A 21,890-nucleotide genomic window follows, 5' to 3' on the forward strand; every position below is an offset into this window, starting at 1 on the left:
GCTGTTCAATTTATGGCAGATGTCCAGAAAACCGTGTTGATCCGCCATTCGGCGGAACAGATGTTCGACCTCGTCACCGACGTCGCCGATTACCCCAACTTCCTGCCTTGGTGCGGGGGAGTCGAAATCCGCCGCCGGGACGAAACCGGCATGGAGGCGAGGATCGATATCAACTTCAAGGGCATCAAGCAGCACTTCGCCACGCGCAACAGCATGGAGCGGCCCACGCGCATCGACATGGAGTTCGCGGACGGCCCGTTTCGCAAGTTCACCGGCTTCTGGCGCTTCACGCCGTTGCGGGCCGATGCCTGCAAGATCGAATTCGCGCTGCACTACGAATTCACCAACATCATTCTCGAGAAGATCATTGGGCCGGTGTTCAATCACATCGCCAATACGTTCGTCGAATCGTTCGTGAAGCGCGCCGATCAGCGCTACGGTAAGGCATGAGCGCGCGCTTGTCGATCGAAGTCTGCTACGCGTTAGCCGGTGAGCAGGCGCTGATTGCCGTCGAACTGCCGGAAGGCGCCACGCTGCAGCAGGCGCTGGACGCAAGCGGCATCTTGCGGCGCTTCCCGCAGATCGACCTCGCCACGCAGAAGGTGGGCATATTCGGCAAGCTCAAGCCGCTCGACGCGGTGCTGGCCGACCACGATCGGGTGGAGATTTACCGGCCGCTGCTGGTCGATCCCAAGGTGTCGCGTCAGCGCCGCGTCGAGAAAACCCGCAAGGCGGGCTCGATCGAAGGGCGCCGCTGGCAGAACAAGGATTCGCGGTAGGCGGATTGGATCGGGTGGGGTGGAAAGCCGCCTCGATCCGCTGCCCTGGGAGGCGGTAAGCCGCCGTCAGGTAACTCAGGGCGCGCCCTGCGGCACGTCGCCGCGCCTCACCGCGCGGCGCCGCATCGCGGCTCACTGCGCCTCATCTCACCGCGCCGCAAGGCGCCGCACCTCACTGTGCCTCGCGTCGCGGCTCCGCACAGCGCCGCGCCTCGCCGCACCTCGAGGCGCCTCAAGGCGCCGTCACTTGCGGCTTGTCTTTGATTCGTGTCACGTCGGGCGTATCGTCGTCCGCATGCTGGCGCACCGACCAGCACACGCCGGCCACCAGCAGCAGAATCGCCGCCAGTTCTAGCGGGCGCGGCAGGCGCTCGTCATAAATGAACGCATAAAGCAGCGCGAACAACGTCTCGAACACGATCATCTGGCCGGAGAGCGTCAGCGGCAGCCGTTTCGATGCGGCATTCCACAGCCCGTTGCCGAGCCACGACGCGCCGATCGCGAGGCCCAGATTGAGCATCCAGAAGCTGTGCCAGCGACCGGCGGCCAGCTCGCCTTGCGGGCCGCCCGACGGCAGCACGGCAACCACGAGCCACAGCGCCGCGCCGAGCGCGCCCGTCACCACGCCCCACAGAACCGACCACTCATTGCCGCTGAAATGCGTCTGACGCTGCAGGTAGCGGGCGTTTTCGACCGCGAACCACGTCCAGCAGCCGAGCGCGCCGACCGCGCAGGCGAGGCCGAGCAGCTTGGTGGCGACGCTCACCGGCGTGCTGTCGGCGACCGTAAACACGTCGATGTTGATGCAGACGATGCCCGCCATCACCATCGTGAGCGGCCAGGCGAGGCGGGCGAGCGGCACCGCGCCATGATCGCGCCGGCCGAGCAGCGTCACCGTGACGGGCAGCACGCCGACGATCAGCGAAGCCGGCGCGATGCCGATCAGGTGGACGGCCGCCGTCAGCAGAAGGTAATAGAGCAGGTTGCCGGCCAGCGCCAGCTTCACCAGCGCGCCGAGATCCTCGCGGGTCAGCCGTTTGACGAGCGAGCGCCCCATGGGCAGCGCGGCGGCCAGCGAGACCACGCCGTACATGGTGTAGCGGCCGGCGCTCAGCAGCAGCGGCGAAAAATCGGGCAGCACGCGCGGCACCAGAAAAACCATGCCCCATAGGGCTCCGGCCAGGACTCCATAAACCACACCGCGCTGCATCGACTGCTCCTGCAAGAAAAAACTGGAATGGTCGGCAGAATAGCCGGTCGGCGGCTTCGGTGTCTTGTTCGATTCTGCATTCGGATGCTGTGGCGCCCGTTTGAGCCCCATTGCGCCCGAACGCGCAAACGAAACCGGATCGAACCCGAGGCGAACAGACAAGCGAAATCCCGCCGGGCCGATGATGCGAAAAAACTGCCCGAAATTCGCTAAGCTGCTGTTAGTGCAGTGAAAACCAGGGAGGTATCGCGTATAATTCGCTTTTGCGCCTATAGGATTTGCCATGCGTCTGATCCAAACAGCACTCACGTTCGATGACGTGCTCCTCGTCCCGGCTTTCTCCGATGTTCTGCCGCGCGACACCAGCCTCAAGACCCGGCTGACCCGCAACATCTCCCTGAATATGCCGCTCGTGTCCGCCGCCATGGACACGGTCACCGAAGCCCGCCTCGCCATCGCCATGGCGCAAATGGGTGGCGTGGGCATCATCCACAAGAACCTCACGGCTGCCGAGCAGGCGCGTGAAGTCGCCAAGGTGAAGCGCTTCGAGTCGGGCGTGGTCCGCGATCCGATCACCGTACCGCCGCAAATGAAGGTGCGCGACGTGATCGCGCTGTCGCGTCAGCATGGCATTTCGGGCTTCCCGGTCGTCGAAGGCGCGCAGCTGGTGGGTATCGTCACCAATCGCGACCTGCGCTTCGAAGAGCGTCTGGACGAGCCGGTGCGCAACATCATGACGCCGCGCGAGCGCCTCGTCACCGTCAAGGAAGGCACGCCGCTCGCCGAAGCCAAGGCGCTGATGCACAGCCACCGCCTCGAGCGCGTGCTGGTGATCAACGACGCATTCGAACTGCGCGGCCTGATGACCGTCAAGGACATCACCAAGCAGACCGAGCACCCGGACGCGTGTAAAGACGAACACGGCAAGCTGCGCGCGGGCGCGGCGGTCGGCGTGGGCGAAGACAACGAAGAGCGCGTGGAACTGCTGGTGCAGGCCGGTGTGGACGTAATCGTCGTGGACACGGCGCACGGCCACAGCAAAGGCGTGCTCGAGCGCGTCAAATGGGTCAAGCAGAACTTCCCGCAGGTTGAAGTGATCGGCGGCAACATCGCCACTGCGGCGGCTGCCAAGGCGCTCGTGGAATATGGCGCGGACGGCGTGAAGGTCGGTATCGGCCCGGGCTCGATCTGCACGACGCGGATCGTTGCGGGCGTGGGTGTGCCGCAGGTCACGGCGATCTCGAACGTTTCCGAAGCGCTGAAGGGCACGGGCGTGCCGGTCATCGCCGACGGCGGCGTGCGATTCTCCGGCGACGTCAGCAAGGCGCTGGCCGCCGGCGCGAACGCCGTGATGATGGGCAGCATGTTCGCCGGCACGGAAGAAGCGCCGGGCGACGTGTTCCTGTTCCAGGGCCGTCAGTACAAGTCGTACCGTGGCATGGGCTCGGTCGGCGCCATGAAAGACGGCGCGGCTGACCGCTACTTCCAGGACAACTCCGCGAACATCGACAAGCTGGTGCCGGAAGGTATCGAAGGCCGCGTCGCCTACAAGGGCTCGGTCAACGCGATCCTTTACCAGCTGATCGGCGGCGTGCGCGCCAGCATGGGCTACTGCGGCTGCCGCACCATCGCCGAGATGAACGACAAGGCCGAGTTCGTGCAGATCACGGGCGCGGGCTTGCGCGAGTCGCATGTGCATGACGTGCAAATCACCAAGGAAGCACCCAACTACCACGTGGACTAAACGCCAATGAAGCCATTGCTGCGCGGTGTACTCATCCTCGATGCCTTGCTGTTGCTTGCGTTCGGCCTGCTGTTTCTGCTGACGCCGTGGACTTCGCTGTACAACGCGCTGCTTCTGGTGCAAACCCAGCCGGCTCTGGTCGGCCAGGGGTTTGGCGTGGCGCTGATCGGGCTTGCGTGGCTGGCCTTGCACGCGTCGATCGACGGCGCGCTCACGTCCTCGGTCGCCCGGACGGTCGGCCATGTGAACTGGCTGACCGGCGTGCTGATGCTGGTCTGGCTGCTCGGTCTGCATACGCCGGCGCTGACCGGTTTCGGTCAGATCGTCGCGGTGCTGACGGCCGTGGTGCTGCTGGTGATCGGTCTGGGCGGCGTGCGCTTGTCGGGCGCGGTGCGGCGGCGCGAGAAAGTGCGGCTGGTCGAAGCCGCCGCTGCTGAGCGTGCCGAAAAGCAGGCGGCCAAAGACGCCGCGAAAGACGCAGCCAACCGGCGCGAGCCGGGTCGCGTGACAGCGGGTTTTCCGGTGTATCACGCCGAGCCGGTCGTCGAGCCCGTGGTGCCGGTTACGCGTCCAGTCAATCCCGCCAGTCCTGTCGCAGCAGCGCCGCTTCATCCGGTGGCCGACGAAGCCGGCCTGACAGCCTCCGAACGCGCAGCGCGGGCAGAAGCCGCTGCCGCGCGTGACGAAGCCCGCGACGGCGCCGCCAACGCGCCCCGGCCGCCGTTTCATGGCTGAGGCGTCGCGCGCCACGCCATCCGCCGCAGTGACCGGATTTCGTTCGCGCTCGCCGCAGGCAACTGGCTGTGGCGCCGCACGCACCAGACCGCTGCATCGTTACGCTTCACGCTCGATCGTCCCCACGTGGACCGCTTTGAATTCAACGCCGCGCGCTGTGCGCGGCATTCCGTATCCGCTTACTCTTTGACTCCGTCCGCTGCCATGCACGACAAGATTCTGATCCTCGACTTCGGTTCGCAAGTCACCCAACTGATTGCACGTCGCGTTCGCGAAGCCAACGTGTATTCGGAAATTCATCCGTACGACGTCGATGCGTCGTTCATTCGCGACTTCGCGCCGAAGGGCGTGATCCTCTCCGGCGGCCCGAGCTCGGTCACCGAAACGGATACGCCGCGCGTGCCGCAGGCCGTGTTCGAACTCGGCGTGCCGGTGCTGGGCATCTGCTACGGCATGCAGGCTATGGCCGAGCAGCTGGGCGGCAAGGTCGACATCGGCCACCTGCGTGAGTTCGGTTATGCCGAAGTGCGCGCGCGCAATCACACGAGCCTGCTCGAAGGCATTAGCGACTTCACCACGCCGGAAGGTCACGGCATGCTGAAGGTGTGGATGAGCCACGGCGACAAGGTGCTGGAAATGCCGCCGGGCTTCGCGCTGATGGCGTCGACGGAATCGTGCCCGATCGCGGCAATGGCCGACGAAAAGCGCCGTTTCTACGGCCTGCAATGGCACCCGGAAGTCACGCACACCGTGCAGGGCCGCGCCATGCTCGAACGCTTCGTGCTGCAGATTTGCGGCGCGCAGCCCGATTGGGAAATGGGCCACTATATCGACGAAGCCGTCGCCAAAATTCGCGAGCAGGTCGGTAGTGAGCACGTGATTCTGGGTCTGTCGGGCGGCGTGGATTCGTCGGTGGCGGCGGCGCTGCTGCATCGCGCGATCGGCGATCAGCTCACCTGCGTGTTCGTCGATCATGGCCTGCTGCGCCTGAACGAAGCCGAGCAGGTGATGGCGACCTTCGCGGACCACCTGGGCGTGAAGGTGATTCACGTCGACGCGAGCGAAGTGTTCCTGCGCAAGCTCGCCGGTGTGACCGATCCGGAAGCGAAGCGCAAGATCATCGGCGCGGAATTCGTCGAAGTGTTCCAGACGGAAGCCGGCAAGCTGACCGATGCGAAGTGGCTGGCGCAAGGCACGATCTATCCGGACGTGATCGAATCGGCCGGCAAGGGCAAGAAAGCCACCCAGACGATCAAGAGCCACCACAACGTGGGCGGCCTGCCTGAGACGCTGAATCTGAAGCTGCTCGAGCCGCTGCGCGAACTGTTCAAGGACGAAGTGCGCGAACTTGGCGTCAAGCTCGGTTTGCCGCCGGCCATGGTGTACCGCCATCCGTTCCCGGGCCCGGGTCTGGGCGTGCGGATTCTCGGCGAAGTGAAGCGCGACTTTGCGGACCTGCTGCGCCGCGCGGACGCGATTTTCATCGAGACGCTGCGCACGTTCATCGACAAGGAAACCGGCAAGTCCTGGTACGATTTGACGAGCCAGGCGTTCGCGGTGTTTCTGCCGGTGAAGAGCGTTGGCGTGATGGGCGACGGGCGGACTTACGAGTATGTCGTCGCGCTGCGCGCCGTGCAGACGCTCGACTTCATGACCGCGCATTGGGCGCATCTGCCGCATGAGCTGCTGGGGCATGTGTCCAACCGGATCATCAATGAAGTGCGTGGCATCAACCGGGTGGTGTATGACATCTCGGGTAAGCCGCCGGCGACGATCGAGTGGGAATGATTCAGACCGCTCCCAGTCGTGCCGGGAGGTCCGGTTTTCCATGTTTTTCCGTTTAAAAAAACATAAGGTTATTGTCCGTTTCGGTCTGCTGTGATCCGGGCAATGGCTGACGAAAATGCCGGTACCGGTGACGGTGCCGGCATTTTTTTTGGGGACGGCCTTGTTCGATACCATCAAACCAGTCTCTCGGTATCGGTTGACGGTATACGTTCGAGGCGACCGAGCCACTAACGTCTGGTAAGTCGACGGAGAAACACTTCTCACTGAATGCTTTCAGCTTGCTCCCAACCTCCGCCCAAAACCTTGTACAACGTCACAAGATTGGCTTGCCGGGACAGCGTATCGGTCGCGAGTTGCTGCTGCGCGGTGTAGAGCGTGCGCTGCGCATCGAGGAAGGTCAGAAAACTGTCCGTGCCCGCCTTGTAACGCGCTTCGGCCAGCGTGTAGTAACGCTGCGAGGACGTGACGTAGTCGCGATCCGCCTGCACCTGGTCGATGTAGGTGGCGCGTGCGGTGAGCGCATTCGATACTTCCTTGAAGGCCGTCTGGATCGTGTTTTCATAGTCGGCGACCTCGATCTGCTTCTCGATTTTCGCAACATCGAGCGATGCCTTGTTGCTACCGTAATCGAAGATCGGCATCGACACGCTCGGCGCGAATGCCCATGCTCCCGTGCCGGCCTTGAACAAACCCGAGAGCGTCGAACTCGACGTGCCGGCCGTCGCCGTCAACTCGATCTTCGGGAAGAACGCCGCGCGCGCGGCGCCGATGTTGGCGTTCGCCGCTTTCAACGCATGCTCGGCCTGCACGATGTCAGGACGACGGGTGAGCAACAGGGACGGCACGCCCGCGCCGATGTCGGCGAACATGGACTCGTCGTCGAATGAGCGGGCAGGCGGCAGGTCATCGGGAATCGGCGCGCCGAGCACAGCGACCAGATTGTTGCGGTCTTGCGCGACGGCACGACGGTAAGCCGCCAGGCTGGCCTTCGCGCTCGCCAACGAATTCTCGGCTTGTTGCACGTCGAGCAGGGAAGAGTTGCCCAACTCCTGAACACGCTTCGTGACCTCGTAGGTCGACTGATCCGCCTTGACCGTGTCTTCGGTTAATTGCAGCAGGCGTTCATCGGACAGCAAGGTCAGGTAGTCGGTCGCCACCGTCGCGATCAAACTGATCTGCGTGCTTTGGCGCGACGCGTCCGTGGCGAGATAGTTTTCCAGCGCCTGACGCTTGAGGCTGCGCAAGCGTCCAAAGAAATCGATTTCCCACGACGTCGTGCCGACATTGAGATCGCTGACACTGCTCGTCACGCCTTGGGTTCGCTCCCGAGTCAGGCTGCCGCTCGCGCTGATCGACGGCGCAAGCGCGGCGCGCGTGATCCGGTATTGCGCTTCGTACTCGGCGACGTTCAACGCCGCCACGCGCAGGTCGCGATTGTTCGCCAACGCGATGCCGATCAACCGCTGCAGACGTTCATCGCGAAAGAAGCTTTGCCATGCGGTATCGGCGGCCAGCGGCGGTGTGACGCCCGTGCTGCTCGCGCTCGTCGAACTCGCCGCGGCGCTCGTGCTTTCGTAGCCATCGCCGTGCGGATACGCCACCGCCACCGGCGCGGCGGGCCGTTCATAGTGCGGATCGAGCGTGCAGCCCGCGAGCAGCGCGAGCGCGAGCGCCGCTGCACAGGCACCGAGTTTGAGTCCCATCATTCAACACCTTCCTGTTGCTTGGTGTCGCCGTGCTCGCCGAACAGGCGTCGCACGACGACGAAGAAAACCGGCACGAAAAAGATCGCAAGGAACGTGGCGGCGATCATCCCGCCCATCACGCCGGTGCCGATTGCATGACGGCTCGCCGAGCCGGCGCCCGTGCTGATCACGAGCGGCAGGACGCCGAATATGAAGGCGAGCGAGGTCATCAGAATCGGCCGCAACCGCAACCGCGCGGCCTCGACGGTGGCTTCGATCAGCCCGCGCCCCTGCGCCTGCAGATCCTTGGCGAATTCGACGATCAGGATTGCGTTCTTGGTGGACAAGCCAATGGTCGCGAGCAGGCCGACCTTGAAATAGATGTCGTCGGAGAGCCCGCGGATATGCGCGCCCAACACCGCACCGAGCACGCCGAGCGGCACCACGAGAATCACCGCGATCGGAATGGACCAGCTTTCATACAGGCCGGCAAGACAGAGGAACACCACGATCAGCGAAATCGCGTAAAGATAGATCGCTTGCGAGCCGGCAATGCGCTCCTGATACGATTGCCCGGTCCAGTCGATGCTGTAGCCCGCGGGCAGTTTCTTGACGAGCGCATCGACCGCGTCCATCGCCTGGCCGGTGCTTGTATTTGCACCGGTTTGCGCGGTCATTTCCATTGCCAGCGTGCGATTAAAGCGCTCGATCTGCGGCGGCCCGAAGGTCCATTTGCCGGTGGCGAAGGCGGAGAAGGGCACCATCTCGCCGTCGTAGCCGCTGGTGGTTGAACTGCTAGTTGAGCTGCTGGTCGAGCTGGTGCTCGTCGAAGTGGTGCTGCCCGAACTGCTCGTGGTGCTGGAGCGCACATACCATCGGCCGATGTCCGACGGCATCATCCGGTATGGCGCGTCGGCCTGGACGTAGACCTTTTGAATGCGCCCCGTATCGACATAGTTGTTCACATATGAAGAGCCGAACGCCGTCTGCAACGTGTCGTTCACATCGGCAATGGAGAGCCCGAGCGCGCTCGCCTTCTCACGGTCGATATCGACATGGAACTGCGGCGTGTCGTCGAGACCGCCGGGACGCATGCCGGACAACGCGCTGTCTTTGGCCGCGAGCGCGAGCAGTTGCTGGCGCGCGGCCATCAGCTTGTCGTGGCCTTGGCCCGCGCGGTCTTCCAGTTCGAAGTCGAGGCCGCTCTGTGTGCCGAGTTCCTGAATGGCCGGCGGATTGAGCGCGAAAATCTGCGCGTCGCGCGTGGCGGCGAAGTGCATGTTGGCGTGCTGGATGAGTGCCGCCGCCGAGCCGTCCTTGCCGCGCCGGGTGCTCCAGTCCTTGAGCTTCACGAACGCCAACGCGTTGTTCTGTCCGGAACCGTTGAAGCTGAACCCGGTCAGTGCGATGATCTTGTCGACCTGCGGAAGCCCGAGATAGTACGCTTCGACCTTCTTCACGGTTTCCAGCGTCTGCGCGGCGGGCGTGCCGACCGGCGCGGAAATCGAGGTGATGATGATCCCCTGATCCTCGTCGGGCAGGTAAGACGAAGGCAGCTTCATGAAGAGGAGCGCCACGACGCCCGCGATCAACACATAGATCACCATGTAGCGCATCGGATTGCCGATCACGCGCGAGACCGCCGAGTCATAGCGATCCGTGCCGCGCGCGAGCACGCGGTTGAACCAGCCGAACACGCCGCGTTTCGCGTGATGCTCGACGTCGTCACGCCGCAGCAAAGTGGCGCACAGCGCCGGCGTGAGCGTCAGCGCGAGGAACACGGAAAGCAGCATCGCCGCGACGATCGTCACGGAAAACTGCCGGTAAATCGCGCCGGTCGAGCCCGAGAAGAACGCCATTGGAATGAACACGGCGATCAGCACCGTCGTGATGCCGACCAGTGCGCCCGTGATCTGCTTCATTGCCTTGCGCGTGGCTTCGACCGGAGACAGTCCTTCTTCGGCGATCAACCGCTCGACGTTTTCGACGACCACGATGGCGTCGTCCACCAGCAGGCCGATTGCCAGCACCAGCCCGAACATCGACAGTACGTTGATCGAAAATCCGACCACCGACATCACCGCGAACGTGCCGAGCAGGGCGACTGGCACGACAATGGTCGGAATCAGCGTCGCGCGCAGGTTCTGCAGGAACACGTACATCACGACAAAAACCAGCATGACCGCTTCGATCAGCGTCTTCACCACTTCTTCGATCGAGATCCTCACGAACGGCGTGGTGTCGTACGGATAGTCGACCACCACGTTGCGCGGCAATTGCCCGCTCAGTTCGTCGAGCTTGGCGCGCACGGCTTTCGCGACGCTCATCGCATTCGCGCCGCTCGCGAGCTTGACCGCGAGCGAGGCCGCCGGCGCGCCGTTCAGGCGCGAGTCCGTGCTGTAGTCGTCGCCGCCCACCTCGACGCGCGCGACGTCCTTGAGCATGACTTTCGAGCCGTCGCTATTTACACGCAACAGGATCGCGCCGAACTGCGCGGGCGTGGTGAGCAGGCTCGATGCGGAAATCGTCGCGTTGATGGCCTGCGTTTTCGTGGACGGCGAGCCGCCAATCTGGCCCACCGAGAGTTGCACGTTCTGATTCGTGATCGCGGTAGTAACGTCGGCGGTGGTGAGCCCGACTGCCTGCAACTTCACCGGGTCCAGCCAGATGCGCATGGCGTGTTGCGCGCCGAACAGCGTGACGTCGCCCACGCCGTTGATCTGTGTGAGCGGGTCCTCGATCTGCGTCGCGATGATATTGCCCAGATCGATGGAATTCATGCTGCCGTCACTCGACGACAGCGACACGATCATCAGGAACGCGTTGGCCGCTTTCGCGACCTGCACGCCTTGCTCCTGAACCGTCTCAGGCAGCGACGAACTGGCCTGCTCGACCTTGTTCTGCACTTGCACCTGCGCGATATCCGCATTGGTGCCCTGCTGAAACGTGAGCGTGATGCGCGCCTGTCCCGACGAACTGCTGGTGGACGACATATAGAGCAGATGGTCGATGCCGCTCAGCTTCTGTTCGATCACCTGCGTGACGGTCGTGGCGATGGTTTCGGCGGAGGCGCCCGGATAGGTTGCCGTAATTTGCACGGAAACCGGCGCCACGCTCGGATACTGTTCGACCGGAAGCGTCTCGATGGAAGCACCGCCGATCATCATGATGACGATGGCGATGACCCACGCGAGGATCGGTCGGTTGATAAAAAATCCTGCCATGAGAGTCTCGCTTTAACTATGGGCTGCCGACGTGTTGTCCGCGGTGGCGGGCGTGGCCGAGGTACCCGATGTGCCGGGGCTTTCGACGGGCTTGACGAGCGAGCCGGTGCGCGTTTTCTGCGAGCCCGCGACGATCACGCGATCGCCCGCTTTGAGGCCGCTCGTGACGAGCCAGTCGCTGCCCGATGCGGTGTCGGCCGTCACGGCTCTCTGCACGACCTTGTTGTCGGCGCCGACGGTGAGCACGCTGGCGGAGCCGTCCGACGCACGCGAGACCGCGAGTTGCGGCACCGTGATTGCCTGCTGGTTCACGCCTTCTTCGAGTCGCGCGCGCACGAACATGCCGGGCAATAACACGCCGTCCGGATTCGGGAATACGCAGCGCAAGGTCACGGACCCGGTGGTGGTGTCGACGGTGATATCGGAGAACAGCAGCTTGCCGGACTGCGCATAGGTGCTGCCGTCTTCCATCACCAGATGAACGACGGCGCCGTCCGTGCCGGCCTGCTGCAATTGACCGCTCGCGAATTCCTTCTGCAGACGCAGCCAGTCCGCGGAGGAGCGTGTGACGTCGAGATACATCTCGCTCGTCGCCTGCACCGTTGCGAGCGCGGTGGTCTGCTCGGCGGTCACGAGCGCGCCTTCGGTCACGCTCGATTTGCCGATGCGGCCCGCAATCGGTGCCACCACCTTTGTGTAGCCGAGATTGATCGCGGCGGTCTTCAACGCGGCGCGGTCGGCGACGACGTCGGCTTTCGCCTCGTCCAGCGCGGCGACGGCGTCGTCGTAGTCCTGGCGGCTCACGCCCTGGATCTTCGAGAGCTCGGCGTAGCGCGTGGCCTTGGTCTGCGCGGCGCTCGCCGTCGCCACTGCTTTGGCCAGCGTGCCGACCGCCTGGTCATAGGCGGCCTGATAACTGGACGCGTCGATCTGATACAGCACGGCGCCGGCCGCGACCTGCGAGCCCTCGGTAAACAGGCGTTTTCTGACGATGCCTTCGACTTGCGGCCGGACTTCGGCGACGCGAATCGCCGAGAGCCGTCCGGACAATTCGGTGCTCGACACAACGGTATGCGGCGTGATGGTCTGGACGCTGACTTCGGGGACCGTCTGCACGGGTCCATGAGACGCTTCGTCGCCGCAACCGGACAACATGAATGTGGCAGCGGCAACGGCCGCCGCGAGTAGCGTGAACGCCGGCGCGCGCGGTGACGGTTCAACCGCGATGGTGAGAGTGGGCATGCTGTGAGCATCCTTCGACTGGATTTCGAACAAGGTCCGTCTGGCGCGCGCCGTTCGCTCGCGAAAGAGCCCGCGCAGCGCTGCGCCAGCGGCAAGATGGAGCCCAGCATAGAGACCAACGTCTTACGGTGGCTTAGACAGGGATTACGACTTGTAACGGAGCGCGGCTTGTGGGGTGGGGGGATGGGATGGGAACGTGATGCCGTGCGCAAGACACTCGAACTGGCCGCGCCGCCGTAATAAACTGTAAGCGTGGCTAAGAACCCGCAACCCTCGGCGTCGCGCGATTCGATATATTTCGACCAGTGGCTGGCGCGCGGGAATGCCGTCCGTCAACTCTCTTCATCGATCAGGGCCCAGCCATGCCAGACACGCCCATCCAGGTTTTACTGGTCGACGACGACGCCGACCTTCGCGACCTGCTCCGAACGTTCTTTCAGCAACGCGGCATCGAGATGTCCGTGCTGCACGACGCCAATCATTTGAGCCGCCGGCTTGAACGCGAGCGGCCCTCGATCATCGTGCTCGATCTGATGATGCCGGGCATCGACGGACTCAGCGCGCTCAAGCAATTGCGCGCCAATGGCGACGCGATTCCCGTGATCATGCTGACGGCACGCGCCGACGGCGTGGATCGCGTGGTCGGTCTCGAACTCGGCGCCGACGACTATCTCGGCAAGCCGTTCATGCCACAGGAACTGCTTGCGCGTATTCATGCGGTGCTGCGCCGGCATGCCCAACCGGCGCTCGCAGCGGCGTCGCCGGTCGAAAAGCGTGAAGCACTGCGCTTCGGCCGCTTCAGGCTCGATTTCGCGAGCCGCACGCTATTTCGAGGTGACGAGCTGCTCAAGCTGACCGGCGGCGAATACGCGTTGCTCGAGGTGCTTGCCCAACATCCGATGGAAACGCTGTCGCGCTCGAAGCTAGTCGACCTGCTGCACGGTCCCTATTCGGAAGTGACCGAGCGCGGTATCGACGTGCCGGTGTGGCGCCTGCGCCGTCTGCTCGAAGACGATCCGGCCAATCCGCGCGTGATTCAGACGATACGTGGCACCGGCTACATGTTCGTGCCTGGCGGCAGTGACGATGACCAATCCCTTTAACACGCTGTTCGGCCGGCTCTCGTTGATGACGGTGAGCCTGATCGTGCTGGTTCACATTACCGCCCTGTTGCTCGTGGACCGTGAGCGCGGCCAGATCGACACGGCTCATGCGCAGCGCGCTCTGCTTCTCGCAGTTCAGGCAGAACATGACGGTACTCTGGCCGCTTCGCACGTATCGGCGATACTCGGCGTGTCGTATGTGAAAGCGAACGACGCGATCGCGTCAGGCTGTCCCGCGCCGTGCGAGAACACCTCGGGTCCGTTCGAACGCGACTTGCGGGCGAAGTTGCCGCCTGGCAGCCAGGTGGTGTCCAACGCCGACGATGGCACGGTGTGGGTGCACTACGCGGGCAATCCGGATTGGATCAAGCTGCAGAATTCGATGTTGCCGGCGCGACGCTTTCTCGGTGCGTCGGCGATGATGCTGATCTTTGCGGTGATCGTCGCGTTGGTTGCTGCGTGGCATTTGCAGCGGCCGTTGCATCGGTTGGCGCTTGCGGCGCGCGAGTTCCGCGTGGGCCATCGTGCGCCGGTTGTGGAGGCGAGCGGTCCGCGCGAAGTGAAGGAGTTGATTGGCGACTTCAACCAGATGGTGCACGAACTCGCGCAAGCCGAGCAGGAGCGCGCGGTGATGCTGGCCGGCGTGGCGCACGATCTGCGCGCGCCGATTACGCGGATGCAGGTGCGCGCGGATCTGCTGCCCGACGAAGCGAACCGTCGCGGCTTCTTGCGCGATGCAGAGTCGTTGTCGCGGATCGTCACGCAGTTTCTGGACTTTGCGCGTGAGACGGTCGACGCTTCACCGCGCACCCACGTCGATGCGCATTGCCGCCGCCACTACGGCGACAGTCTCGCTGACGATGCACTCGTGCGTCTGAATCTGCGCGCCGGTGACGGCTTCGAGTTGCCGCTCGTCGACCTCGACCGGATTCTGACGAATCTGATCGAGAACGCGCTCACGTACGGCGAACCGCCGGTGGAAATCTCGACGTCACGGGAAAACGGCCGCTTCACGCTCGTGGTGCGCGATCACGGCAGCGGCATACCTGGCAACCAGCTCGACCGCGCGCTGCAACCCTTTGGGCGGCTCGACGAAGCGCGCGGCGGCGATGCCCATTGCGGCTTGGGCCTCGCGATCGTGCGGCGTCTGGTGCGGTATAACGGCGGCGAGTTTCATGCGGATAACGCGCCCGACGGAGGGTTCGTGGTGTCGATGACGTTTCCGCTGTAGTCGCAGCGTGGCGACGGGCAGCATGACGAATTGTCAGAGAAGCAGCCCAGGCAGGAGCGGGCGTACCTCTCTTACGGATAGTCACTGAAGCGCGAGGTGGGTTCGTTGACCGTCGAAGCCGGTGTATAACCTGGCACATTCGCGCGAAACTGATCGAGCAGCCCGTTATCCACCTGCGAAAAACCCTTGAGCTGAAGTTGCATCAACACACGCGTACCGGTGCTCGGCGACGTGGTCGAACTGGTGGCGTTGGTGTACTTTTCGAACGCGACGCCCAATGACCAGCAATCCGCGTCGTACTGAAATCCCAGCAATCCTGCGATCAGGCGGTGCGTGCTCATATCGTAATTCACCCGGGCCACGCTCACCATGTTGCGCGCGAGTGGCCATTGCTCCGACACGATGAACTGGTTGACCGGTTGATAGTCGAGCGTACTGTTAGCCCGCGTATAGCGATACGCGACGTTCAACACCTCGCGAGCGCCCGGCGCCCAGCCGAAGCCGGCCTCCGCATGGGTCAGGTAATGGTTGGCCTGGCTGTACTCCACCGCCTGTTCGGTCGTGAAATCCGGCCCCACCTTGTACGAAGCGCCCACGATCACGCCGGTACGAGCGACCGTACTGGCCGCGTCGTCCGTCTGCAGGGTCACGCGCGGGGTGCGGAAGTCGTACTGCTGCGCGAGGATGAAACGGGCGCGCTCGTCGCCGCTCGCGGGATCGATGAAACGCGTGGTCAGTGCGGCGGTGACGCGATTGGCGTCGGACACCCGGTCGTTGCCGACGAAGCTGTTGGGCATGAACAATTCCGTGAGCCCGAAATCGGCCGTTGCCGTATCGAACAGCGGCGCGAACGATTGGTCGCGATACGGCGTGTACACATAGAAAAGCCGCGGTTCGAGGGTCTGTATGTACGATTGCCCGAAAAGCCGCACGCTGCGCTCGAACCGCATGCCCGAGTCGAGGCTGAAGGTAGGTACGTTCACACTGAACGACTTCGGCTCCCCGGCGGGCACGTCGGTACCGATCGAGGTCAGATCGTAGGCTGCGAAATGCCACGCGAGCTTCGGGGTGATGAACCAGCCCGGGCGCTCGATCGGATAGCTGACGTAAGGATTGAACACGAAGCGGTTGCCTTGCGTCATATCCGACGATGAGATCGTGAAACGTGTCGCATCCGCTTCCGCGCCGAAGTCGAATCCGCCCACGTCGTAGCGTGCATAGTGCACGTTCACCTGCGGTTCGCGGTTATAGGTCGAGTCGCTCGAGAAAGTCTGCCAGCGCTGTTCGCGGGCCAGCACGCTCCACGGACCGTTGCTGTAGGTGAGGCCCGCCTCCTGTTGGTAGAGCGTGGTGGAGCCGGTTGGAAACGCCACGCCCGAGGCCAGATCGGTCGACACCGTCGAGTCCGACACGCGGTTGTAGTTCACGTAGGCGTTCAGACCGGAACCGAGATTCCAGTTCTGATTCAACGCAATCGAGTAGCGTTGTGTTCCGGTAATCGCATCGTGCGGCAGCCATGCGAGAGATATCGTGCCCGAATCGCCCGGCTGCATATAGCGGTAGTCGGCGGTCAGCATCTCGCCTCGACGCGACATGATGCGCGGCGTGAGCGTGAGGTCGTAATTCGGCGCGAGATTGAAGTAGTACGGCAATGCGACGTCGACGCCGTTGGTGGAACTGACCGAGAACGTCGGCGGCAGGAAGCCGCTGCGGCGGGCGCCGGACAATGGAAACGACAGCCATGGGCTCGCCAGCAGTGGCACGCCCTGAAAAAACAGCACGCCGTAGTGCGCGATGCCTTCGTCGTTGCCATTGTCGATATCGAATTCGGATGCCTTCAGATACCACGCCGGCGCGGACTCGCATTGGCAGGTGCTGTATGTGCCGCGATAAACGATGGTACGTTCGTTATCGACCACATCCGCGCGCTCGGCGCTGCCCCATCCGCCGCTGAGATTGAACCGGTACTTCGGCACGCTGATATAGCCGTGGTTTGCATCCACATAAAAATGCGCGTCCGGCCCGTCGAATACGTTGCCGTTGTCGGCGAGGCGCACATGGCCGTAGGCGTCGACCTTGTCGCGGTCGACGTCGTAATGCAGCGCGTCTGCCTCGACAATCGACGCCGGGCGCCGCAACTGCGCGTGTCCTTTCAATGAGACGTCGGTGCCGGTCGTGGTGGTCATCGAATCGGCTATCGCCGAGGTGACGGGTTTGTCGCCCGGCCGCAGGAGATGTTCGCTCAATTGCGGCGCGAGGCGCAGGCCCCAGATGCCGTCGAGCGATTCGGGCACCGCTGCGGTGCCGGCCAATTGCGCGTAACCGGCAAGTGGCGCGCATCCTGCCGCGCATAGCACGAGAGGAACGAGCGGCCGCAAACGTAGACGCTGAAATACACGGCGTAGTATCAAGACAGGTAATGCCCGGAAAGGAGGAGGGAGGCTGCGATTCGGCGTGGTGAAGAGGAGCCCGGGCATGCGCCCGGTCGAACAGCGTCATGCGCGGGTGGATAGACCGGGCTTTACTGAAGCGTCATGTCGTTCGAGCGGGGCTCGCTTACACCCGCTGCGCCGCCGAGCGCCTGCAGCAGATAGGGAATCTGCCCGGCCGGCAACGAAAACGACAACCCCGCGCTGCCGGATAGCCGGAAGCGGATCACCACCATCTCCATACCGTTGAGCCGACCGACTTCCCAGCCCTGGCAGTGCAACGCGAAGCCCATGTCCTGATCGTTATGAATCACGCGGTCGGCGTGCTCGATGGCATTCGGCAGGGCGACCAGCAAGTCGTTGAGTACCGAGCGATGCAACGCAGCGGTGGGCTGATTGCCGTGAATGAGCAGGTATTGACCATCCGCCGTCAACTGCATGTCGGTAATGGAATTGAGCATGAAGGTCGACGAATCAGACACGGTTCGGTTCCTCCAGTCCTGGCGTTGTCCGGCTCGCGGCTTGACGATCCGCCGTGTTCGCGATGTTCGCCGCGCTGCCGGACGCCTCGCGTGGAGTGAGCAGCGACGCCAGAGCCAGATGGATCGAGAAGATCGGCGTTGAGCTGGCACGCAGGACCGCCGCCAGAACGGTGGGTGAAAGATATTCAATCATGATCGCTTCTCCAAATCGCGTTTCGCAGGTAGCGGAATCGACAATTTGACGATAGCAGCGCACGCCGGCCGCCGGGTTACACGCGCCCTACGCTTCCTTGGGTTCTGTAACGCTTTATTTCGACGCACGGTCTGCAAAGCGAATGCGCCTGCCCAACGAGCAGCCTACGCACGTTAGCAACCCTAATGTACGGAAAGTTTTCAGTAACGATCCAGGGCAATCACGTCCCTATACTTCGCGCTTTCCAGAGCCGAGGCACGTCGTTTCGAATGCAGCGCTCGCATGCTTTCTCGTTGTCGCGCGATGCATCAGGACTGAAACCCAAGATGAAACTTCAAGTATTAACGAGCCGTTTAGGCGGCGCGCTCTCGCTCGCCGGCATTACGCTGACAAGCGGGTCCGCCCAGGCCGCGCAGCCTTTCGTGGTGCAAGACATCCGCATCGAGGGACTGAAACGTGTCGAGGCCGGCACGCTGTTCGCCTATCTACCGATCAAGCAGGGCAGCATGTTCAGCGACGATAAGGCTTCCGAAGCGATCCGCGCGCTCTATGCCACCGGCTTCTTCAACGAGGTGCGGATCTCGACCGAGGGCAATGTCGTGATCGTGTACGTGCAGGAACGTCCGGCCGTCGGTACGATCGACTTCGCGGGTATTCATGAATTCGACAAGGAAAACCTCACCAAGGCACTCGGTTCGGTCGGACTGTCGCAGGGCCGCTATTACGACAAGGCGCTGGTCGACAAAGCCGAACAGGAACTCAAGCGCCAGTACCTGACGCGCGGCTATTACGCCGCCGAAGTCGTCACCACGATCACGCCGATCGACCGCAATCGGGTGGCCGTGCTGTTTTCGGTCGTCGAGGGGCCGAGCGCGAAGATCCGCCAGATCAACTTCATCGGCAACCAGGCATTCAGTACCGATACGTTGCGCGACGAGATGCAACTGTCCACGCCGAACTGGTTCTCGTGGTACACGAAGAACGACCTGTACGCGAAGGACAAACTCACCGGCGATCTGGAACACGTACGCGCGTATTACCTGAATCGCGGCTATCTGGAGTTCAACATCGAGTCGACTCAGGTATCGCTGACACCCGACAAGAAGGAGATGTACCTCACCGTCACGCTGCACGAGGGCGAGCCGTATACGATTACGTCGATCGGACTCGCGGGCAATCTGCTCGATCGCGAAGCGGAATTGAGAAAGCTCGTCAATATAAAAGCCGGTGAGCGTTTCTCGGCCGAGAAGCTGCAGGCCACCACCAAGGCCATTGTCGACAGGCTGGGAGAGTATGGCTATGCGTTCGCCACCGTCAATGCGGTGCCGAAGATCGATCAGGAACACCATACGGTCGATCTGACATTGCAGGTGGACCCGAGCCGCCGCGTGTATGTGCGCCACATCAACGTGATAGGCAACACACGTACGCGTGACGAAGTGGTGCGCCGTGAAATGCGTCAGCTCGAAAGCTCGTGGTTCGATTCGAACCGTCTCACGCTGTCGAAAGACCGGGTCAACCGGCTTGGCTACTTCACCGATGTGGATGTCACTACGGTGCCGGTGGAAGGCTCGCCCGATCAGGTCGACGTGGACGTCAAGGTCAGCGAGAAACCCACTGGCGCGATTACGCTGGGCGCGGGCTTTTCGTCGACGGACAAGGTCGTGCTCTCGGCCGGCATCTCGCAAGACAACGTGTTCGGTTCGGGCACGAGCCTCGCCGTGAACGTGAACACCGCGAAGACCTACCGCACACTGACCGTGACGCAGACCGATCCCTATTTCACCGTGGACGGCATCAAGCGGATCACCGACGTGTACTACCGCACCAACTACCCGCTCTACTACTATACGGACACAAGCTTTCGCATCATTACGGTGGGCGCGGATCTGAAATTCGGCATTCCGTTTTCCGAGGCGGATACCGTCTATTTCGGTGTTGGACTTGAACAGAACCGCCTGTCGACGGATTCGTCCACGCCGCAAAGTTACAAGGACTACGTGGCCGAATTCGGCCACGTGGTCAACAATGTGCCGCTCACGGCGGGGTGGGCTCGCGACAATCGAGACAGCGCGCTGGTGCCGAGCCGCGGCTACTTCATTCAGGGTAACGGCGAAGTCGGCACGCCGGCCGGCGGCACCGAATACTACAAGGCGGACGTGCAGGCGCAGTATTACTACTCGTTCTCGCGCGGCTTCATTCTCGGCCTGAATCTGCAGGGCGGTTATGGCAATGGATTTGCGGGTAAGGCTTATCCGATCTTCAAGAACTACTATGCGGGCGGGATCGGCTCGGTGCGCGGCTACGAGTCCGGTTCGCTCGGTCCGACCGACAAGACGACCGGCGACCCAATCGGCGGATCGCGCATGGTAGTGGCCAACGTCGAGATGACGTTCCCGCTGCCAGGCAGTGGTTGGGACCGGACGCTACGCGTATTCACTTTCCTCGATGCCGGCAATGTCTGGGGCGACGAAGGCAACAGCACCGGCGCCAACGGATTGCGTTACAGCTATGGTGCGGGTCTCGAATGGATTTCACCGATTGGTCCGCTCAAGCTTTCGCTCGGCTTCCCGATCGTCAAACACGCGACTGACAAATATCAGAAGTTCCAGTTTCAGATCGGCACGTCGTTCTGAGCGAGTGTCGCAAGGCTGCGGGCCGGAGCCGCGCAGAGGCTGCGCGGTTGCTGCCTGCGGCGCTATCGGTCGAGAGACCAGCGTCAGGATGTTGTGCGCAATCAGAAGGTCACATCAGCCCGCGGCGTGCGGCGGATATCAGTCCGACCGAAAAACTTTCGTAAGCGCTGCGCCAGAAGGCTATCTAATCGCGTCTTATCAGCGGGGACCTGATCTGTAACATAGGCGGCGAGACTGCTTGGTCATTTTGAAACACGAGTGGAGCATGAAAGCAGGCCCATTCATGAATCCTCGCGTATGCCAGGTGCTTTTGTCAGGAGCGAATGTGCGGCGGCTTCTTTTGACCACATTGCTGGCGGGAATAGGCGGATTGCAAGGTTGCTCGGCTACGCTGGAAACCCTTGGATTAGGGTTGGGTTGGGCATCGGGGTGGGAACGATCGCAGCGATAGGTACGATCGCTTGCGCGATCGGCTGTGAGCGCAATCACGGGTTTTGAGGGGGCTTGCCGGGATCCATCTGGTGGTGATGACGCGTCTCTGCCGATGACACGACTGACATCGTCGGCGCTCGAATACCCGCTCTGAGAGTTTGGTCCGGTCCCGGCGCATTCTATTCACTCAAACGGCCGGGTAGCCGTCGAAATACGAAGAGTTGTTACCGACGAATTCGTCCTGGTCTTCAAGATCCTTTTTACCTGACAGTTGTCTTCGTGGAGTCGTTGACGACACCGGTAACGGAACGCACGATTTCGCGATTGTGTTCTTCCTGAGCGGCGGGTGTCACGGTACGTGAAGACTCAAGCTCTGCGCGAACTTCCGCGCGAGTCTTGACGCCCGGTCCATAGTTGGGAGGGCCTTCATAGCTGCCCGATCGGCCGATTCCCTGGCCTCCTTGAGCAAAAGCAGTCGTCGTGATGATGGTCGCGACGAGTGCCAACGAAAGTCGATAAAGAGTGGCTGACATATTGAAGATCCGTTAGAGAAAAAATCTACGAAAGATGACGCTTAAGGATAAAAATTAAAGTTGGTAATACGAAATAAAAATAAGTGGCAGGTGGATAAGAACTAAATTCGTGGCAACCTTCTCGGTTAAAAGTTACCCATCTTCGGCGCTCTGATCTGGCCGACTATCTCCGTGCGGGTCTGCCGGCCAGTCGGTATTGCGGTGAGTCCGTTTTCGAGCAGAACTGCCAACGCTCACGTTTCATTTGTGAGCGTTGACGTTCTCTTCGCTCACTCGACCGCTTTCACCATATCCTCAATCACCTTCTTCGCGTCGCCGAAGACCATCATCGTCTTGTCCATGTAGAACAGGTCGTTGTCGAGCCCGGCGTAGCCTGCTGCCATCGACCGCTTGTTGACGATCACCGTGCGCGCCTTGTACGCCTCGATAATCGGCATGCCCGCG

At 62.4% G+C, this 21,890-nt stretch carries 17 protein-coding genes; 8 read left to right on the forward strand and 9 right to left on the reverse strand.

The window, feature by feature from the left end:
• Positions 1 to 12 precede the first annotated feature (12 nt).
• Together P0D70_RS19665 and P0D70_RS19670 are read left to right on the forward strand one after the other, a co-directional pair.
• Positions 13 to 450, forward strand: a complete 438-nt coding sequence (locus P0D70_RS19665; protein WP_091793362.1) for a type II toxin-antitoxin system RatA family toxin — start codon at positions 13 to 15, stop codon at positions 448 to 450.
• Entirely contained in the window at positions 447 to 779 is a 333-nt protein-coding gene (locus tag P0D70_RS19670; RefSeq protein WP_408185708.1) for an RnfH family protein, read from the forward strand. Before P0D70_RS19665 ends, P0D70_RS19670 begins: the two co-directional genes overlap by 4 nt.
• A 232-nt stretch (positions 780 to 1,011) precedes the next feature.
• On the opposite strand, the gene P0D70_RS19675 is transcribed toward P0D70_RS19670, so the two are convergent.
• Positions 1,012 to 1,989, reverse strand: coding sequence for a DMT family transporter (locus P0D70_RS19675; RefSeq protein WP_408185718.1), 978 nt, complete (start codon positions 1,987 to 1,989; stop codon positions 1,012 to 1,014).
• 283 nt (positions 1,990 to 2,272) lie between these two features.
• On the opposite strand from P0D70_RS19675, the gene guaB reads away from it, so the two are divergent.
• The 3 genes from guaB (at position 2,273) to guaA (ending at position 6,256) form a co-directional block, all read left to right on the forward strand.
• Positions 2,273 to 3,733 carry an IMP dehydrogenase gene (gene guaB, locus P0D70_RS19680; RefSeq protein ID WP_091793368.1) on the forward strand — a complete coding sequence of 487 codons (1,461 nt, stop codon included), beginning with the start codon at positions 2,273 to 2,275 and terminating at the stop codon, positions 3,731 to 3,733.
• A gap of 6 nt (positions 3,734 to 3,739) precedes the next feature.
• Complete coding sequence (locus P0D70_RS19685) at positions 3,740 to 4,468, forward strand: hypothetical protein (RefSeq protein ID WP_408185709.1); 729 nt, start codon at positions 3,740 to 3,742, stop codon at positions 4,466 to 4,468.
• A gap of 204 nt (positions 4,469 to 4,672) precedes the next feature.
• Positions 4,673 to 6,256: a glutamine-hydrolyzing GMP synthase gene (gene guaA / locus P0D70_RS19690; protein ID WP_091800376.1), complete on the forward strand. Its 1,584-nt coding sequence runs from the start codon at positions 4,673 to 4,675 to the stop codon at positions 6,254 to 6,256.
• 260 nt (positions 6,257 to 6,516) lie between these two features.
• Here guaA and P0D70_RS19695 read toward each other — a convergent pair whose 3' ends face one another.
• Genes P0D70_RS19695 through P0D70_RS19705 form a run of 3 tightly spaced genes read right to left on the reverse strand, consistent with a single transcriptional unit; the run spans position 6,517 to position 12,407 of the window.
• Positions 6,517 to 7,962: an efflux transporter outer membrane subunit gene (locus P0D70_RS19695; RefSeq protein WP_408185710.1), complete on the reverse strand. Its 1,446-nt coding sequence runs from the start codon at positions 7,960 to 7,962 to the stop codon at positions 6,517 to 6,519.
• Positions 7,959 to 11,165 (reverse strand): efflux RND transporter permease subunit, encoded by a 3,207-nt coding sequence (locus tag P0D70_RS19700; protein WP_408185711.1) that lies wholly within the window; start codon positions 11,163 to 11,165, stop codon positions 7,959 to 7,961. The genes P0D70_RS19695 and P0D70_RS19700 overlap by 4 nt, the downstream gene beginning before the upstream one ends.
• 12 nt (positions 11,166 to 11,177) lie before the next feature.
• The gene (locus tag P0D70_RS19705; protein WP_408185712.1) at positions 11,178 to 12,407 is read right to left on the reverse strand and encodes an efflux RND transporter periplasmic adaptor subunit; all 1,230 of its coding nucleotides are present in this window, start codon (positions 12,405 to 12,407) and stop codon (positions 11,178 to 11,180) included.
• Positions 12,408 to 12,769: 362 nt separating this feature from the next.
• Between P0D70_RS19705 and P0D70_RS19710 the strand changes: the two genes are divergently transcribed.
• Together P0D70_RS19710 and P0D70_RS19715 are read left to right on the forward strand one after the other, a co-directional pair.
• A complete protein-coding gene (locus P0D70_RS19710) occupies positions 12,770 to 13,510 on the forward strand; it encodes a response regulator (protein ID WP_091793378.1) in 741 nt (246 codons plus the stop codon).
• Complete coding sequence (locus P0D70_RS19715) at positions 13,494 to 14,741, forward strand: ATP-binding protein (protein ID WP_408185713.1); 1,248 nt, start codon at positions 13,494 to 13,496, stop codon at positions 14,739 to 14,741. The genes P0D70_RS19710 and P0D70_RS19715 overlap by 17 nt, the downstream gene beginning before the upstream one ends.
• A 71-nt stretch (positions 14,742 to 14,812) precedes the next feature.
• On the opposite strand, the gene P0D70_RS19720 is transcribed toward P0D70_RS19715, so the two are convergent.
• The 3 genes from P0D70_RS19720 to P0D70_RS19730 form a co-directional block, all read right to left on the reverse strand.
• Positions 14,813 to 17,098: an LPS-assembly protein LptD gene (locus tag P0D70_RS19720; RefSeq protein WP_408185719.1), complete on the reverse strand. Its 2,286-nt coding sequence runs from the start codon at positions 17,096 to 17,098 to the stop codon at positions 14,813 to 14,815.
• A 164-nt stretch (positions 17,099 to 17,262) separates the two neighbouring features.
• Positions 17,263 to 17,652 carry a hypothetical protein gene (locus P0D70_RS19725; RefSeq protein WP_408185714.1) on the reverse strand — a complete coding sequence of 130 codons (390 nt, stop codon included), beginning with the start codon at positions 17,650 to 17,652 and terminating at the stop codon, positions 17,263 to 17,265.
• Positions 17,645 to 17,845, reverse strand: coding sequence for a hypothetical protein (locus P0D70_RS19730; RefSeq protein WP_408185715.1), 201 nt, complete (start codon positions 17,843 to 17,845; stop codon positions 17,645 to 17,647). Before P0D70_RS19730 ends, P0D70_RS19725 begins: the two co-directional genes overlap by 8 nt.
• Before the next feature lie 326 nt (positions 17,846 to 18,171).
• Between P0D70_RS19730 and bamA the strand changes: the two genes are divergently transcribed.
• Entirely contained in the window at positions 18,172 to 20,481 is a 2,310-nt protein-coding gene (gene bamA, locus P0D70_RS19735; RefSeq protein WP_408185716.1) for an outer membrane protein assembly factor BamA, read from the forward strand.
• A 692-nt stretch (positions 20,482 to 21,173) separates the two neighbouring features.
• Here the strand turns inward: bamA and P0D70_RS19740 are convergent.
• Both P0D70_RS19740 and P0D70_RS19745 read right to left on the reverse strand, forming a co-directional pair.
• A complete protein-coding gene (locus tag P0D70_RS19740; protein ID WP_091793385.1) occupies positions 21,174 to 21,446 on the reverse strand; it encodes a DUF4148 domain-containing protein in 273 nt (90 codons plus the stop codon).
• Positions 21,447 to 21,715: 269 nt separating this feature from the next.
• On the reverse strand, positions 21,716 to 21,890 hold a 175-nt coding region (locus P0D70_RS19745), incomplete at its 5' end, for an NAD(P)(+) transhydrogenase (Re/Si-specific) subunit beta (protein ID WP_408185720.1).

The sequence above is a fragment of the Paraburkholderia sp. RL17-381-BIF-C genome, from assembly GCF_046026435.1.
Taxonomy (GTDB): domain Bacteria; phylum Pseudomonadota; class Gammaproteobacteria; order Burkholderiales; family Burkholderiaceae; genus Paraburkholderia.